Source organism: Clostridium sp. (genome assembly GCF_036643715.1).
Lineage (GTDB): Bacteria > Bacillota > Clostridia > Clostridiales > Clostridiaceae > Clostridium.
This window is the reverse complement of record NZ_JAVXRL010000009.1, coordinates 1-15,797: the sequence shown is the minus strand read 5'-3', so window position 1 is coordinate 15,797 and position 15,797 is coordinate 1. Positions and strand designations below refer to the sequence as shown.

At 28.3% G+C, this 15,797-nt stretch carries 16 protein-coding genes; 10 read left to right on the top strand and 6 right to left on the bottom strand.

The annotated features are described in order from the left end of the window. Positions 1-68: 68 nt before the first annotated feature. The 3 genes from RSF37_RS04340 (at position 69) to RSF37_RS04330 (ending at position 2,445) form a co-directional block, all read left to right on the top strand. Positions 69-800 (top strand): HAD-IB family hydrolase, encoded by a 732-nt coding sequence (locus RSF37_RS04340; RefSeq protein WP_332563169.1) that lies wholly within the window; start codon positions 69-71, stop codon positions 798-800. Positions 801-814: 14 nt separating this feature from the next. Next, positions 815-1,594: a ribonuclease H-like domain-containing protein gene (locus tag RSF37_RS04335; protein WP_332563168.1), complete on the top strand. Its 780-nt coding sequence runs from the start codon at positions 815-817 to the stop codon at positions 1,592-1,594. 65 nt (positions 1,595-1,659) lie between these two features. Continuing rightward, positions 1,660-2,445, top strand: coding sequence for an endonuclease/exonuclease/phosphatase family protein (locus tag RSF37_RS04330; protein WP_332563167.1), 786 nt, complete (start codon positions 1,660-1,662; stop codon positions 2,443-2,445). Positions 2,446-2,482: 37 nt separating this feature from the next. Here RSF37_RS04330 and RSF37_RS04325 read toward each other — a convergent pair whose 3' ends face one another. Then, positions 2,483-3,337, bottom strand: coding sequence for a ComEC/Rec2 family competence protein (locus RSF37_RS04325; protein WP_332563166.1), 855 nt, complete (start codon positions 3,335-3,337; stop codon positions 2,483-2,485). A 114-nt stretch (positions 3,338-3,451) separates the two neighbouring features. Between RSF37_RS04325 and RSF37_RS04320 the strand changes: the two genes are divergently transcribed. Next, on the top strand, positions 3,452-4,162 hold the full coding sequence (locus tag RSF37_RS04320; RefSeq protein ID WP_332563165.1) for a lysophospholipid acyltransferase family protein: 711 nt from the start codon (positions 3,452-3,454) through the stop codon (positions 4,160-4,162). Between the two features lie 354 nt (positions 4,163-4,516). Beyond that, on the top strand, positions 4,517-6,268 hold the full coding sequence (locus tag RSF37_RS04315) for a phosphoenolpyruvate carboxykinase (RefSeq protein ID WP_332563164.1): 1,752 nt from the start codon (positions 4,517-4,519) through the stop codon (positions 6,266-6,268). Positions 6,269-6,353: 85 nt separating this feature from the next. On the opposite strand, the gene RSF37_RS04310 is transcribed toward RSF37_RS04315, so the two are convergent. The 3 genes from RSF37_RS04310 to RSF37_RS04300 form a co-directional block, all read right to left on the bottom strand. Beyond that, the gene (locus RSF37_RS04310; protein ID WP_332563163.1) at positions 6,354-6,899 is read right to left on the bottom strand and encodes a putative ABC transporter permease; all 546 of its coding nucleotides are present in this window, start codon (positions 6,897-6,899) and stop codon (positions 6,354-6,356) included. A gap of 72 nt (positions 6,900-6,971) precedes the next feature. Further along, complete coding sequence (locus RSF37_RS04305; RefSeq protein WP_332563162.1) at positions 6,972-7,175, bottom strand: DUF378 domain-containing protein; 204 nt, start codon at positions 7,173-7,175, stop codon at positions 6,972-6,974. A 73-nt stretch (positions 7,176-7,248) separates the two neighbouring features. Next, positions 7,249-7,716, bottom strand: a complete 468-nt coding sequence (locus tag RSF37_RS04300; RefSeq protein ID WP_332563161.1) for an Lrp/AsnC ligand binding domain-containing protein — start codon at positions 7,714-7,716, stop codon at positions 7,249-7,251. Positions 7,717-7,975: 259 nt separating this feature from the next. Between RSF37_RS04300 and RSF37_RS04295 the strand changes: the two genes are divergently transcribed. Further along, entirely contained in the window at positions 7,976-8,305 is a 330-nt protein-coding gene (locus RSF37_RS04295; RefSeq protein ID WP_332563160.1) for a hypothetical protein, read from the top strand. A gap of 36 nt (positions 8,306-8,341) precedes the next feature. On the opposite strand, the gene RSF37_RS04290 is transcribed toward RSF37_RS04295, so the two are convergent. Next, positions 8,342-9,349, bottom strand: coding sequence for a histidinol phosphatase (locus tag RSF37_RS04290; protein ID WP_332563159.1), 1,008 nt, complete (start codon positions 9,347-9,349; stop codon positions 8,342-8,344). A 118-nt stretch (positions 9,350-9,467) separates the two neighbouring features. Between RSF37_RS04290 and RSF37_RS04285 the strand changes: the two genes are divergently transcribed. Together RSF37_RS04285 and RSF37_RS04280 are read left to right on the top strand one after the other, a co-directional pair. Further along, on the top strand, positions 9,468-9,968 hold the full coding sequence (locus RSF37_RS04285; RefSeq protein WP_332563158.1) for a gamma carbonic anhydrase family protein: 501 nt from the start codon (positions 9,468-9,470) through the stop codon (positions 9,966-9,968). A 13-nt stretch (positions 9,969-9,981) separates the two neighbouring features. Continuing rightward, positions 9,982-10,809 (top strand): CvfB family protein, encoded by an 828-nt coding sequence (locus tag RSF37_RS04280; protein WP_332563157.1) that lies wholly within the window; start codon positions 9,982-9,984, stop codon positions 10,807-10,809. A 305-nt stretch (positions 10,810-11,114) separates the two neighbouring features. Here the strand turns inward: RSF37_RS04280 and RSF37_RS04275 are convergent, their stop codons facing one another. After that, entirely contained in the window at positions 11,115-13,721 is a 2,607-nt protein-coding gene (locus RSF37_RS04275) for a calcium-translocating P-type ATPase, PMCA-type (RefSeq protein ID WP_332563156.1), read from the bottom strand. A gap of 231 nt (positions 13,722-13,952) precedes the next feature. On the opposite strand from RSF37_RS04275, the gene RSF37_RS04270 reads away from it, so the two are divergent. Then, a complete protein-coding gene (locus tag RSF37_RS04270) occupies positions 13,953-14,933 on the top strand; it encodes an ABC transporter substrate-binding protein (RefSeq protein WP_332563155.1) in 981 nt (326 codons plus the stop codon). Further along, on the top strand, positions 14,908-15,669 hold the full coding sequence (locus tag RSF37_RS04265; RefSeq protein WP_332563154.1) for an ABC transporter permease: 762 nt from the start codon (positions 14,908-14,910) through the stop codon (positions 15,667-15,669). Before RSF37_RS04270 ends, RSF37_RS04265 begins: the two co-directional genes overlap by 26 nt. Positions 15,670-15,797 lie beyond the last annotated feature (128 nt).

Here is a 15,797-nt window from a genome sequence, read left to right as displayed (position 1 = left end):
AAAGAAAAAAATGTATGTATAATATAATAAACATTAAACTACGAAAGAAGAATTAAGGAGGAATAAACATGGGAAAAAACATAGCAGCATTTTTCGATATCGATGGAACTTTATATAGAGAAGGACTTATTACAGAAGTTTTTAAAAAAATGATTAAATATGAAATAATTGAACCAGAAAAATGGTATAACGATGTAAGAAACGACTTTGATAAATGGGATAGAAGAGAAGGAGATTATGATATATATCTTCTAAAGATGATCGATATTTATATGGATGCAATAAAAGGACTTAAAAAGGATCAAATAGAATTTATAGCAAAAAGAGTAATAGAACAAAAAGGTGATAGAGTATATACATTTACTAGAGATAGAATAAGATGGCACAAAGAACAAGGTCATATATTAATAACTGTATCAGGCTCTCCAATTGAACTTGTTAGAGAAATGTCATTAAAACATGGATTTAATGATTTTAGAGGTGCAGAATACATTTTAAATGAAGAAGGGGTATATACTGGGGATGTAGTTCCTATGTGGGATAGTGAAAGTAAAGAGAAGGCTATTAAAGAATTACAAGAAAAATATGATATAGATTTAGAGAGTAGTTATGCTTATGGAGACACTGCAGGAGACTACACAATGCTTAGTAAAGTATCCAATCCATATGCAATGAATCCAACAAAAGAACTATTAAAGAAGATTTTAAACGATAAAGAATTAAGAGATAGAATAAATGTTATTGTAGAAAGAAAAGATGTAACGTATAATCTTAATGTAGAGGATATACAATTTGAATAAGAAAGAGTGATTCTGTGATTATAAAAGAGAACGTTATACCTGTAGATGAAGTAGATTGTAAACAATTTTTAGAAACTGATGAAGAGGTTTTACCTGAAGAGATAATATTTTTTGATTTAGAACATTATGTATATAAAAAACCAAAGTGCATAGGAGTTTTTGGAGCTTGTGTTTATAATGTAAATAATAGGTCTTTAGAAGTGACTCAATACATGATTGAAAATAGAAAAGAAGGTTTAGATATTTTAAATTTAGCTTTAAAGTATTTTCAAAAGATGAAAGAGAACGGAAGAAGAGCCATATCTACTTTTTCAGGTAATAATGATTTTACAGTAATAAATTATTTATTCAATAAATATAATATTTCCTATGATTTCAAAGAGGAATTCTTATCAATAGATCTTCAAAAAGCTTATGAAAGAGATGTTAAAACTTCAATTGGTCTTAAAAAATTGGAAAAAATATTTGATATCGATAGACAGGGTGAAGTTATAAGTGGCTCAAATCTTGCAAAGACATTTCATAAGATAATGAAGGATACTGATTATATAAAAAGGATGCCTAAAGAAAAGATAGAAAATATACTTCTTTATAATGAACAGGATGTAGTGAACTTATATTGTATATATACTAATTGGAAAAAGTATATAGTCGTAAAAGAAGAGGAAGAAGAAGAAACTAAAGAAAAAGTTAATATAGAAGAAGAGAATCTTAATATTGAAACATTAGAAGATAATGAAGAAGAAATAGTAAATGAAGATAACGAAGAAGTTGAAGAGATTGTTTCAAAATAATTTTAATTATTATTGTACATAACAATCTCTTTTTCTTATATATTTTAAATTTTTGAGGGGGATTTATGAAAAATAATTTTATGACATTTAATTTAAAGTATGATTTTACTAGTGGAAACGAAAACGAATGGGGAGAGCGGGCTAATAGGATATGCAAAGTTATTGAAGATAACAATCCTTTGTGTATAGGTATACAAGAAGGTCTTATACATATGTTAGGTGATTTAGAAGAGAAATTAACTGAGTATTCATGGATTGGAGAAGGTAGAGAAGGCGATAATTTAGGGGAGTTTAATTCAATCTTCTATAAAAAAGATATTTTGAATCTTAAATCATCAGGCCAGTTTTGGTTATCAGAAACTCCTGCTGTAAAAGGAAGTAAAAGTTTTAATAGCGCTTGTGAAAGAATTTGTACATGGGGAGAATTTAGGGACAAAGAAAATGGAACAGAATTTATGATTTACAACACTCATTTAGATCATGAAAGTGATTTTGCAAGAAGAGAAGGTATAAAGATTATATTAGATTTTGTACATAAAAAATTTGAAGAGAATGATAAAGAATTTATTATAATGGGAGACTTTAATTGTCATTTAGATGATGAAGTATTTAATATAATAAAAGTATATAATGGATGGGATTTCATTATAAAGAACATTTATAATGAAGTAAGTCACAACATAGAAGGAACATTTCATGACTTCAAGGGTGGATATGATGGAGGTATTATAGATTATATATTAATATCTAATCAAATAGATTGTTATAACGTTACTATTGACGATAGAATGATAAATAATGGGTATCCATCAGATCATTATCCAGTTATTGCAGAGTTATCTATAAATTAAAAAAGAAAGAGACTGTTTTAAGCAGTCTCTTTCTTAGTTACTCTTTTACTATATTTTTACCATCACTAGATAAAGTTATGGTACCATCTTTATCTGTTCTATAAATTTTAACTTTATATTTTTCTAGCTTCTTTAATGTTTCTTTATGAGGGTGTCCATAATCATTGTCAATACCACAAGATATAATACCAATTGATGGATTAACCTTTTTCAAGAAATTTTCAGAGGTAGAAGTAGTAGACCCATGATGACCAAGTTTTAATACATCAGCCGTAACATCATAACCTTTATCTAATACATAATTTTCTTCAAGCTTCTCTGCATCTCCAGTGAATAAGAATGAATTATTTCCATACTGGATTTTAATTATAGGAGAATAATTATTCAAATCCTTTTTGTCATTAAAATTAGCTTTTGGAGAGAATACAGATACTTTTGTATTTTCACCTAAGTCAATTGTGTCTGTTCCTTCTTTTATAACATTGATTTTTAAATCTTTCTTTTTAAGGGCAGTAACCATTTTCTCAAAGGCTTTAGTTGTATGTTCAACTTTCGGTGCATAGAATTTACCTATCTCATACGTATTAATAACATCATCCATATTACCTATATGGTCTTCATGAGGATGAGTTGCTATTACATAATCTAAATTTTTAATTTTCAATTTATCTAAATATGAAATTAAATCTTTCTCATTTGATCCAGGGCCAGCATCGATTAACATATTTAAACCATTTACTTGAATAAGCTCTGCATCACCTTGACCAACATTTATGTAATGAACTAACATGTTAGAACCAGGATTAGTAGAAGTAGTAGTACTACATGCAGAAAGGCTAAAAATAGCGAAAATTAATAGAAATGATAAAAGAATTTTTAGATTTTTCTTCATCTTGAACCTCCAATTTTAAATATATACTGTATTAGTTTATCATCATATTGTATAATAATAAAGGATTACATATTGTGATATAATACTAAATAAATTTTAATATGAGGTGAGTAAATGAAGATATTTAAATATATTGGTTATTTTGTATATATGATGTTCGTATGGATAAAAGGAATAAAATTTAAGTACATATATAAAACAAAAGGTGAAAAAGATGCTTTCGCTTATGGACAAGACGTTTTTTATAAATGGTGTATTTATACTATAAAAATGGTTGGAATGGATATTGAAATTAAAGGATATGAAAATATACCTAAAGAAGCATGTGCTTTTATTGGTAATCATATGAGTATTTTAGATATACCGGTTTTAAGATATGCATCAAAACGAGATATAGGATTTGTTGCTAAGCAAGAAGTTTTAAAAGTACCTGTACTAGGTTTTTGGGTTAAGAATATGAATTGTGTTCCTTTAGATAGAAGTAACCCAAGAAGTGCTATCAAAGTTATTAATAAAGGTGCTGAATATTTAAAGAGTGGATATAATATGGCTATATTCCCAGAAGGAACAAGATCAAAAGATGGTGAAGTTCAGGAATTTAAAAAGGGAAGTATGAAACTTGCAATTAAAGCTAAATCTCCAATAGTTCCTGTATCAATAGATGGTACATCAAAATGTTTTGAAGATAACAGGACATTTAATCCAGGGAAAGTTACAATTGTATTTGGAAAGCCTATTTATACAAGTGAAATTACTAAAGAAGAAGAGAAAACACTAACTGAAAGAGTTAGAAATGAAGTAATAAATAACATGATAAGAGTATAGTATAAGTTGAAAAGAACTGCAGTAAAGTGTAGTTCTTTTTTTTTTTTTAGTGAATTGTGGAGAGAAATTTAGAATTTAAAATTTAGAATTAGAAATTAAGAATTTTAAACTTTACATTTCACATTTCACATTTTAATTTAAACGTAACTTCACATGAAGTTTTAATAAATATTAGAAATAATAAAATTGAAACAAAAGAATTGTGGGATTATGTGGAAAAATGAAATAAAAATAAAAATGATAAAATTTTGTTATTAATATTGCATAAAATATGATATAATGGCTTTAAATGATTGAAATGATGCAAAATATGCAATTTTTTAAATGAGAAAATTTCATGAGGGGGCAAAAATTATGAAAAAAGAGTTTTCTATGAGCAATGATAAAGTAATAATAAACTTCACAGCAAAGTACTGTTCTACATTTGAAGGGGTGCTTGAAAGCGATGGATTTAGAAGAGTTTTAGATAGTTATTTAAGGAAGATAAAGGATAAGAGAACGTTAAGTTATAGATATTTATCTAAGGCATTAGATTCAGAAGACATATTAGTTTTAAGAACTGATTTAATGAGAGCATTTAAATTTTTAACTGTTATGAATGTTGAAGAAATAGTTGAATTCAATGAAAAGTATAAAGAACTACTTATGAATAAAGAAGAATTTATAGGATTAGTTGAAGAATTATACTTATTCTGGAGAAGACTTGAAAGATATACATTAATTAATGGTGGAAGAGTTGAGAATGGATTAGCTCAAATTAGTTTTACAGAAGCTAATGACGCATTATCAAAACTTATACTTCGTCTTTATAGAAAAGTAGAGAAAAACATAATTGAACTTCAACCAAAAGTATTTAGACAAATACCAGCTGGTGGAAATTCATGTATTATGATAAATAAATTATTATGGCCAATGCCAAAGGGATATGAAGGTTTAGAAAATGTACCATTTATAGATAGTATACTTTTAGAAACACCATTTATAACATATCCTAAGAGAAATACTAGAACTGGTATGTTTAGTGAAATCAAAGAAAATCCATTAAAGTACGCAAGTATTAATGAAGATCATTGGTTCTGTTATCCTGCAAAAGTTGGGGAACTTTTAGCATATATTTATTTCCACAGAGATTATATGGCTCATGGAATTACATTATGTAACTTGTTTGAAATGGCTAGAAAAGAAGAATGTAGAGGAAGAAAGCCAGATATGATTTATGTCTTTGGAGCTACTGACGAAAATAGTAAAAATGAACTTAAAACTGTTTTCTATGATGACAAAGAAAATGATATTATGCTTGGATATGTTAATCACTCAGAAGAAATTGATTATTTCGGATATATGAAAAAGATGACATTAACTCTTCATAATTTAATAATGATAAAAAGAGGTAATTTACCAATTCATGGGGCTATGGTAAATATTACATTAAAAGATGGAAAAACAGCTAATGTTGCCATAATGGGTGATAGTGGAGCTGGAAAGTCAGAAAGTTTAGAAGCATTTAGAGCCCTTGGAGAAGAGCATATTTCAAATATGACAATCATATTCGATGATATGGGTACATTTAAGCTTAAAGATGGAAAGATATTTGGTTATGGAACAGAAACAGGGGCATTTGTAAGATTAGATGATTTAGATCAAGGGTATGCATTTAAAGAGATGGATAGAAGTATCTTTATGAATCCAGATAAGATAAATGCAAGACTAGTAATGCCAGTTGCACCATATAGTGAAATAATTAAAGGTTATGAAATAGATTTATTCTATTATGCTAATAATTATGATCAAGTAACAGAGGACGGAAAATCAATTAGTTATTTTGATAATGCGAAGGATGCAATTAAAGTATTCAGATCAGGAGCTAGAATGGCAAAGGGAACAACTTCAGAAACAGGGTTAGTTGAATCATACTTTGCAAATCCATTTGGACCAGCACAGAAACAAGAAGAAACAGATAAGTTATTAGATAAATACTTTAAAGCTATGTTTGATGGAACTGTGAAAGTAGGACAATTAAGAACTTGTTTAGGTGTTAAGGGTGAAGAAAAGGTAGGACCAAGAAATGCCGCTTTAGAACTATTTGAAGAAATTAAAAAATTATAATAGATTATAGTTTTAAATATAAAAGTGCCACATTAAATGTTATACATTCAATGTGGCACTTTTACTTTTATTAATTAACTTCTTTTTAATTTCTAAAATGACTTTTTAGGAACTCTGAAGTTTTTGTTGGGCTTATTAACTTAATAAAGGTTAATAATAAATCAATTGTAAAGTAACTTATTAATATAATTATTATAATTTTACTACTACTTAACGAAATTGATTCTACTAAATTTATTAAAATAGGATGTACTATTTTAATTGCAAAAACAGTAGCTAGGCCCCAACCTAAAGAGAAATGAAAACAGATTCTACCATGTAAGTTTAAAGGGTCATCTGTATAATCCCACCATTTAAGGTGAAATAATTTCTCTAGAACAAAACTTGTAGTATATTCGATAAATGATATTAAAATAGTTGATATTAAAAATAATACAATTAAATTGTTACTAAAACGTTCTAACAAATTAATAACTAATAAAATACAAATACCGTATATAGGACAAAACGGTCCATACAAAAAGCCTCTATTTATAAACTTTTTTTGAGTCCAGTACTGGTAGATTACTTCAGCACACCATCCCAAAAATGAATATATAGCAAATAATATAATGAGGCTAGTTATACTCATAAAATCCCTCCTAAAATTCTTTTTTAAAATCAATATGGAAGGGTATACCTTCCATACTGATTTTTTTTCTTATTAATCATTTACATATTTGCTCTTAGCAAAAAATGATATAGAATAAAGTCCGGCAATACCAACAAGTGAATATACTATTCTACTTAAGGTACTCATGTCGCCAAAAAGGGTAGCTACTAAATCAAATCCAAAGAATCCAATTAAACCCCAATTGACTGCACCTATTATTACTAATAAAAGTGCTACAGTATCAAGAAATTTCATAAAAAAACACTTCCTTAAAACATTTTTTTTCATTACTTAGTATTAACATCTTAAGAAAGCATTATTCATTTTATTAAAGTGTTATATTTCTGTCTATAGGTTGTGATAATGAAATAATAGTATCAGTTCTTTGAATACCTGATATATTATTTATCTTATTCATTAATAATTCTTGTAAATCAGCTATGTTCTTACAAATAACTTTTGTGAATATTGAGTAATTACCAGTAGTTAAGTGTAATTCTACTACTTCTTTAATCTTTTGAAGTTCGCCAATAACGGACTCGAAAGATGAAGTTTTATCAACATATACACCTACGAAGCAGCAAACATCATAACCTAGTTTTGGTAGGTTTAATATTATACGGGTACCTTTTATAATACCCATGTCTTCCATTTTTTTCATTCTTACGTGTATTGTACCACCACTAACATGGCATATTCTAGCTATTTCTAAATATGGAGTTCTACAATCCTTTATTAATAAATCTAATATTTGAAGATCTAAATCATCTAATTGTAAATTAGGGTTTACAGCCATTAAATCACCTCTATGAATTAATAAATTTATAAATCAAGATATATTTTATCAAAGAATCAATATTTTTTAAAGGCTAAAATGAGAAATGTTTAAAAATATTAACAAATATTATTATTTTGATAATGTTACATTAAATGATAGTAAAGTCAATATATTGCATAGATAATTTAAAAAAAATTAATCTTTTACTTATTCTACTTGAAAAGATTAGTAATTTAAATTAATATTAATTATATAAACGCAGTTAGGAGGACAGGATATGGGTATATTAATTTCTATAGTTTCTTTTTTAATTATGTTAGTTGTTGTTGGTGGATTATATATGTTACTAAGAAAATATGTATTTCCAAAAGTGCATGTAAATAAATACATACCACTTGCGGTATCAGTTATATTACTTATTGTACAAATGACAGGTCTAATGCCAAATACAATAGCAGGCTTAATTGCTACTCCGGTAATTGTATTATGTTTCTTATGGTTTATGGACATACAACAAACTGGTGGAGTAAAGAAAAACACTGAAAAGAAGATTGTTATAAAGCCAAAAGCTAAACCAAATAGAGCTAAACATATAAAAGAAAAATAAAAAAATCCAAAGATAATCTTTGGATTTTTTTTTCATTTATTCTATGAAAACTGGTGAACTTAGAGAGATTTTATCAGAAGCTTGGTAAATTTTGATTACAAACCAGCTTTGGTTTTTGTTAACAATATGTTCATAAATGTATTTAATTCTATTTAAATTCAAATTATCAACAGAATGAACAACTTCCCCACCATTAGATATTATTTCTATTTTAACTATCTCATAATATCTATCTTCTAATAATATAGAAAATTTTATTCTATTAGTATCACCTTTTAACAGACCACCCATTAGAGTATCATTTGCTAAAAAGAAGAGTTTTAAACTTCTTGATTCGGTTGAGAATGTACGCCTATTACGGAAACTGTCAATAACACTGGATTTTGAAAGCTTTGAAGTTACTATTCCTGTTACGTTATCATAATCTCCAAAATCCAACTTAGTATTGTTTTGGCTATTTATAGTACCCAATTTCCAACCTTTATCTAATAATTTGAAGAAGAACTTATCACGTCTTATATATCTATCACCTAAAGCTCCATAACAGACCTCTACAGAAGTTATTATCTTATTTAGTACGTTATTATAAGGAAGGCTTAAAGTGCTTTTTAATGGGTGTTTTAGAATGGCAAAAGCATCTTTGTTATTTAGCATCCATAAAATAAGTAATTCAATATTTTCTACGTCTCCAACAAAGAACGTATTTGAATTTATAATATCAATATCACCATAAGGAATAATTTTTGTTTCAAATCCTATCATTGGCACGAAATTCTCTTTCTTCTTTGAAAATCTCCTACATAGATATGTAGATAAATTCCACATAGATATATTTTTCGAATTATATGAAATGTTTTTTGATAAAAAATTATTTACATCTGTAATAAATAAAAAATCTAAATTATTGTGATATCCATAATTAAAAGCTTCGAAGGGAGTGGAGATACCATTAGAATAAGAGGTATAACAGCTTGGCACGCCATAAAACATATTTACATCTTTTAAATTATAAATATTAATGTCACATTTATCATGTTTACCCATATTTAATATATCCTTAAAATTGTTATTACTTATATATAGTGATAAATAGCATAAAATAATGACAACAATTTGTTTAAATGATAAAATGGTATAAGAATTTCACATGGAGATGAGTATTATGATTAAAAGTTTTAAGGAAAATACACCGGTAATTAGTGAAAAGGCATACATTTCAGAAGATACGTCAATAATTGGAGATGTATATATAGAAGAAGATTGCAATATATGGTTTGGCGCAAGACTTAGAGGCGATATGAACAAGATAACTGTTAAAAAAGGTAGCAACATACAAGAAAATTCAGTTGTTCATGTTGATGATGATTATGAAACTATTATTGGAGAAGATGTAACTATAGGGCATGGGGCTATAATACATGGATGTATTATTTCAGATAATGTATTAATCGGTATGGGGTCAATAATATTAAATGGTGCAAAAATTGGGAAAAATTCTATTGTAGGAGCTGGAGCTTTAGTAACTCAAAATAAAGAGTTTGAAGACGGAGTTCTAATACTTGGTAATCCTGCAAAAGCTGTTAGAAAGTTAAAACTAGAAGAAATAGATAGTATAAAACAATCAGCAAAACATTATATAAGTTTAAGCAAAGAGTACGCTTAACATAGGAGGAAAAATGATAAAAATAGGTGAATACAATACACTAGAAGTATTAAAAGAGAGAGATTTTGGTTACTTTATAGGTGATGAAAAGGAAGAAATATTACTTCCAAAAGGATTATTAAATGGTAAGGAAATTGAAATTGGAGATGAAATAGAAGTATTTATATACTTAGATTCTAAAAATAGACCAGTTGCAACACTTAAGAAACCTTTAATAGAGGTTGGAAAGGTTGCATACTTAGAAGTAGTTGATCAAAACAATATCGGTGCTTTCTGTGATATGGGACTTGATAAAGATTTATTTGTTCCAATGAGAGAGCAAAGATTCAAAATGTTAACTGGTAAGAAATACTTATTTTATGCATACTTAGATAAAACAGGAAGACTTGCTGCAACAACTGAAGTTGACGGATATTTAGATGAAGGTGAAGGATATGAGATTGACCAAATGGTTACAGCAATTTCATATGGTAAAGGAACATCTACTACTATAAAAGTTGCTATTGATGGAAAGTATAGAGGGATAGTACTTGGAAATGAGCATTTCGAAACTATTTTCCCAGGACAACAAATAGAAGCTAGAGTTAAGAGAATATACGAAGATGGTATAATCGGATTAACAACAAGAAAAAAGAGATTAGATGCAAGAGAAGAGATTAAAGAAGATATAATTAATTATTTAAAATCTAATGGTGGTGCTATGGCTTATAACGATAAATCAACACCAGAAGAAATAAAGGAAATATTTAATGTAAGTAAGAACTACTTCAAGATGGCACTTGGTGGCTTAATGAAGGACGGAATTATAGAACAAAATGAAAATGGAACAATCTTAAAATAAATTAAAGAGCTATCTAATAATTCTACAAGAATTAATACAATTTCACCAAGAATTTATAACATTGCCTTAATGAAAATTTACTAAAGATTCAAAACTCGCATACGCTCGGACAATTGAATCTTTTTAACGTAAATTTTCATACAGCAATGTTTAAATTCTAAGGTTTATTGTAATATTCTTTCCGATTTATTAGATAGCTCTTATGCTTATAGTATATAAATGAAGTATATATTAAAGTTAATTAAGTGTTTTATATATTTAGTAAGTGAAAAATACCCTAGTACATGTTATACTAGGGTATTTTTTTAGTCTTTTATGAAAAGTTTTACTATTTCGTTTACTACAAGTGGTACTAGGGATATTAAGAATACGAATCCAAAGTCGTTTATGCTTAAAGGATACACTTTAAATACTGATGCTAAAAATGGTACTGAAATTATTATTATTTGAAGTGCAATTCCGAGTGCTATTGAAAGCAGTAGGAATTTATTTTTAAATAAGCCAACTTTAAATATTGATTTTCTTAAACTTCTCATTGATAGTGATAAGAAAAGTTGAGATACACTAAGTACGACGAAAGCCATTGTTTGTGCATGAACTAATGAATCACTATAGTAATTAAGTCCAACTTGGAAAGCAATTAAAGTAACTATACCAATTGTAATACCGTTTAATATTAGTATCACTGTATTATCTTTACTAAATATTTTCTCTTTTGGATTTCTTGGTGGGTCATCCATAACACTTTCATCTGATGGATCAACACCAAGAGATAGTGCTGGGAAACTATCTGTTATTAAGTTTACCCATAAAATGTGTATTGGTTGAAGTGGAGCTGCCCAGTTAAGTAGTATTGCAACGAATAGAGCTATTATTTCGCCAAAGTTACAAGATAAAAGGAAAGTAATAGCCTTTTTAATATTAGTATAAATATTACGGCCTTCTTCAACTGCGCTGACTATTGTTGTAAAGTTATCATCGGTTAATATCATATCAGCAGCCCCTTTAGCAACATCCGTACCTGTTATTCCCATAGCAACACCTATATCAGCACTCTTAAGTGATGGAGCATCATTTACGCCATCTCCTGTCATTGATACTATATTGCCATAAGATTTAAATGCTTTTACAATTTTTACTTTATGCTCAGGTGATACTCTTGCGAATATTCGATAATTATTTATATTTTTAGTAAGATCTTCATCACTTAATTTATTTAGTTCATTACCTTCAATACATTCAGAAAAATCATCAGAAATTCCAAGTTCGTGACCTATAGCATAAGCTGTGTTTTTATGGTCACCTGTTATCATAATTGTTCTTATTCCAGCTTTATTACAAAGAGATATAGAATCTTTAACTTCTTCTCTTGGCGGATCTATCATACCCATAAGACCTACAAAAACAAGGCTATCTTCGATTTTATCTACAGCGATATCTTTAGAAGGTAAATCCTTATAAGCGGCTCCAAGGACTCTTAAAGCATCATCAGACATACTGTTTGCTTTTGAAAGTAGATTATCTTTCATTTCAGATGTTAATGAAATGATTTCACCATTTAATAATATTGAATTACAAACTGTGAATAATGAATCTATAGCACCTTTAGTATGAACTCTAAATCCAGATTCATACTTATTTAAAGTACTCATAAGTTTTCTGTCAGAGTCAAATGGAACTTCATCAACTCTTTGGTACTTTTTATTTAAATCATCTTTGAATAAATTGAATCTAACCCCCACATCTAAAAGTGCAACTTCAGTTGGATCGCCAGTAGCACCTTTGTCAGAAGCAGTAGCATCATTACAAAGAATCATTGTTTCAAATAAAATTTTACAATTTTGATTCAGTTCTTTAAGGTCAGGTACTTTAACTAAATCATTATTATCGTAAATTTTTCTAACAGTCATCTTATTAAGGGTTAGTGTACCTGTCTTGTCTGAACAAATTATATTAACAGAACCTAAAGTTTCAACAGCTGGAAGTTTTTTAACTATAGCATTTTGCTTTATCATTCTTTGAACTCCAAGTGCAAGTACTATAGCAACAATTGCTGGAAGACCTTCAGGTATTGCAGCAACTGCTAAACTTATAGAAGTAAGTAACATTTCAAATAAGTCTCTACCTTGAATAACTCCAATTACAAGTATTAAAGCACAGATTAAAACAGCAGCAATACCAAGTGTTTTACCAAGGGAGGATAATTTCTTTTGAAGTGGAGTTAGTTCTTCTTTTTCTTCATCTAACATTTTTGCAATTTTTCCGATTTCAGTATCCATAGCAGTTCCGACACATACGCCTAAACCCCTGCCATATGTTGCGAGAGTTGACATGTATGCCATGTTTTTTCTATCACCAATAGGAACATCAGCTTCGGATAATAAAGCGGTAGCATCCTTATCAGAAGGTACTGATTCACCAGTAAAGGCTGATTCTTCAATTTTTAAGTTTGCAGTTTCTATAAGTCTAAGGTCGCAAGGGATGTAGCGACCAGCATCAATTACAATAATATCACCAAGAACAACGTCCTCAGATTGGATTTCAATAATTTCTCCATCGCGTTTAACTAGTGCTTTAGGTGTGGATAAACTTTTGAGAGCGGATAATGCCTTTTCAGCCTTTGACTCTTGAACAACGCCTATTATTGCGTTAATAAAAATTACTATTAATATTATTATAGAGTCACTATATTCACCCATTATTGCAGAGATAATAGCAGCACCAATAAGTATATAAATCATTGCATCGTTTATTTGAGCAAAGAATATACTAATTAATGTTTTTGGCTTTTTAGTTAATAGTTTATTTGGTCCATTCTTTTGAAGCCTTTCTTTAGCCTCATTATTTGTAAGACCGTTTATACTATCAGAGGAGACTTCCTTTAGCACCTCATCAATATTTTTGTTATACATAAATTAATCACCTCAATAAAAATATTATAATTTTAAAAGTACTTACTAAATATAGGGTAATCATATCAATGGAATTAAATACATGGTAATTTTATAGAGATATATATTTTTTTTTGATATAATTTAATATAAAGCGAAAAAATTATAAAAATAGTATGATTATATACTATATACATTTTTTCAGTGTAATAACACAATAATATATATAGAACAGAAAAAGGAGGAGATATTATGAAAAAGAAAATTGCAAGTATTTTACTTGTTGTACTGTCAGTATTCATGTTTATTGGATGCACATCAGATAAGAAAGCAGAAGAGACAGCTAAAGAAATAAAGGTAGTTGTACCAGATGGTCTGCCAGCTATGGGAGCTGCTAAACTTATTAAAGATAATCCAAAGATTGAAGATGGGTATAACGTTAATTATACAATAGAGAAAACACCAGAGAACCTTGTTACTGATGTTATGAAAGGTGATGCTGATATTGCTATAGTTCCATCAAATGTTGCAGCAACTCAATATAATAAAGGGGTAGGCTATAAAATAGCAGGAACAACAGGATGGGGATCATTTTATTTAGTTTCAACTGAAAAGATTAACAATATAGATGAGCTAAAGGGAAAAGATATATATAACATCGGAAAGGGTCTTACACCAGATATAGTTACAAGAGATATATTAAAAAGTCTTGGATTAAATGTCGATAAGGATGTAACATTTAGTTATTTAAATGGAATTACAGAACTTGCACCGACTATACTTTCAGGAAAGGCAAAATTTGCAGTTGTACCAGAACCTGCATTAAGCCAAGTTTTAGCAAAGAAGCCTGATTTAAATATAGTTATGAATTTAAATGAAGAATGGGAAAAATTAAATAAAACAGATTATGGATTCCCACAAGCAACTGTTATTGTTAAGGAAGATTTAATAAAGAACAATAAACAATTTGTAGATAAGTTTTTAGAACAATTAGATAATAGTGTAAAATTTGCTGTAGATAATAAAAATGAACTAGGACCAATTTGTGAAGAAATTGGAGTATCAGCAAATAAAGATATAATAGCAAAAGCTATGGAAAAAGCCAATTTAAAATACGTACCAATTAAGGATTCAAAAAATGAATACAATACTTATTTCAAAAAACTATATGATTTTGATAGTAAATCAGTAGGTGGAAAAGTTCCAGATGACGGATTATACATGGAAAAGTAAATTACAAATTTTATTTGGATGTGTTATATTATTAATAGTATGGCAAGGTATAGCTTGCTATATAAATAATGATATATACCTTCCAAAGCTTCAAGAGGTATATACTTCACTAGTTGAAATTGTATGCAATAAAGACTTTACAAAGACTGTGCTGTGGAGCTTTTACAGGACTTTGGTAAGTTTTTCAATTGCACTTCTTTTAGCAACAATAATAGGGGTACTTTCAAGTTTGTACCCCTTTATAAATAATTTTTTGAAACCTTTAAATTCTATAGGCAAAACAATTCCAACTTTAGTATTAGTTGTATTAGCTCTTATATGGTTTAACAAAGATAGTGCGCCCTTTGTAGTTGGTGTTGCAATAGTATTTCCTATTCTTTATGAAGGTATTTTAAATACTCTTACAAAGAATGATAAAAAAATAGAAGAGATGATGGATATATATGAAGTACCCCTTAGTTGGAAAGTAAGAAAAGTATATATACCAAATGTTATTTTTTATATACTTAAAGTTTTAGTACCAACATTATCTCTAGCATTTAAAGTTGTAATTGCTGGAGAAGTTCATGGACAACCTAAGTATGGTATAGGTGCTGCAGTTCAGCTTGAAAAGATGAACTTTAATACTCCTGGCATATTTTCATGGATTGTTATAATTGCAGTTATATCAATATTATTTGAAGTATTAAATAAAGTCTTAACAGGAAGGTATTATAGGTGGCAAGAGGATGTGTAAATTAATTTTAAAAAATATTAATAAGAGTTTTGGCACTAAAGTAGTATTAAAAGACTTTAATTTAGAACTTGATAATAAACAAATTAATTGTTTAATAGGGGAATCTGGAAGAGGAAAGAGTACTATTT

Excerpts from the sequence above, each read along its gene's own strand:
- RSF37_RS04340 (WP_332563169.1), top strand. The coding sequence starts at position 69 with ATGGGAAAAAACATAGCAGCATTTTTCGATATCGATGGAACTTTATAT.
- RSF37_RS04310 (WP_332563163.1), bottom strand. The coding sequence starts at position 6,899 with ATGAGTATAACTAGCCTCATTATATTATTTGCTATATATTCATTTTTG.
- RSF37_RS04315 (WP_332563164.1), top strand. The coding sequence starts at position 4,517 with ATGAAAAAAGAGTTTTCTATGAGCAATGATAAAGTAATAATAAACTTC.
- RSF37_RS04300 (WP_332563161.1), bottom strand. The coding sequence starts at position 7,716 with ATGGCTGTAAACCCTAATTTACAATTAGATGATTTAGATCTTCAAATA.
- RSF37_RS04280 (WP_332563157.1), top strand. The coding sequence starts at position 9,982 with ATGATAAAAATAGGTGAATACAATACACTAGAAGTATTAAAAGAGAGA.
- RSF37_RS04270 (WP_332563155.1), top strand. The coding sequence starts at position 13,953 with ATGAAAAAGAAAATTGCAAGTATTTTACTTGTTGTACTGTCAGTATTC.
- RSF37_RS04275 (WP_332563156.1), bottom strand. The coding sequence starts at position 13,721 with ATGTATAACAAAAATATTGATGAGGTGCTAAAGGAAGTCTCCTCTGAT.
- RSF37_RS04285 (WP_332563158.1), top strand. The coding sequence starts at position 9,468 with ATGATTAAAAGTTTTAAGGAAAATACACCGGTAATTAGTGAAAAGGCA.
- RSF37_RS04290 (WP_332563159.1), bottom strand. The coding sequence starts at position 9,349 with ATGGGTAAACATGATAAATGTGACATTAATATTTATAATTTAAAAGAT.
- RSF37_RS04325 (WP_332563166.1), bottom strand. The coding sequence starts at position 3,337 with ATGAAGAAAAATCTAAAAATTCTTTTATCATTTCTATTAATTTTCGCT.
- RSF37_RS04295 (WP_332563160.1), top strand. The coding sequence starts at position 7,976 with ATGGGTATATTAATTTCTATAGTTTCTTTTTTAATTATGTTAGTTGTT.
- RSF37_RS04305 (WP_332563162.1), bottom strand. The coding sequence starts at position 7,175 with ATGAAATTTCTTGATACTGTAGCACTTTTATTAGTAATAATAGGTGCA.
- RSF37_RS04265 (WP_332563154.1), top strand. The coding sequence starts at position 14,908 with ATGACGGATTATACATGGAAAAGTAAATTACAAATTTTATTTGGATGT.
- RSF37_RS04320 (WP_332563165.1), top strand. The coding sequence starts at position 3,452 with ATGAAGATATTTAAATATATTGGTTATTTTGTATATATGATGTTCGTA.
- RSF37_RS04330 (WP_332563167.1), top strand. The coding sequence starts at position 1,660 with ATGAAAAATAATTTTATGACATTTAATTTAAAGTATGATTTTACTAGT.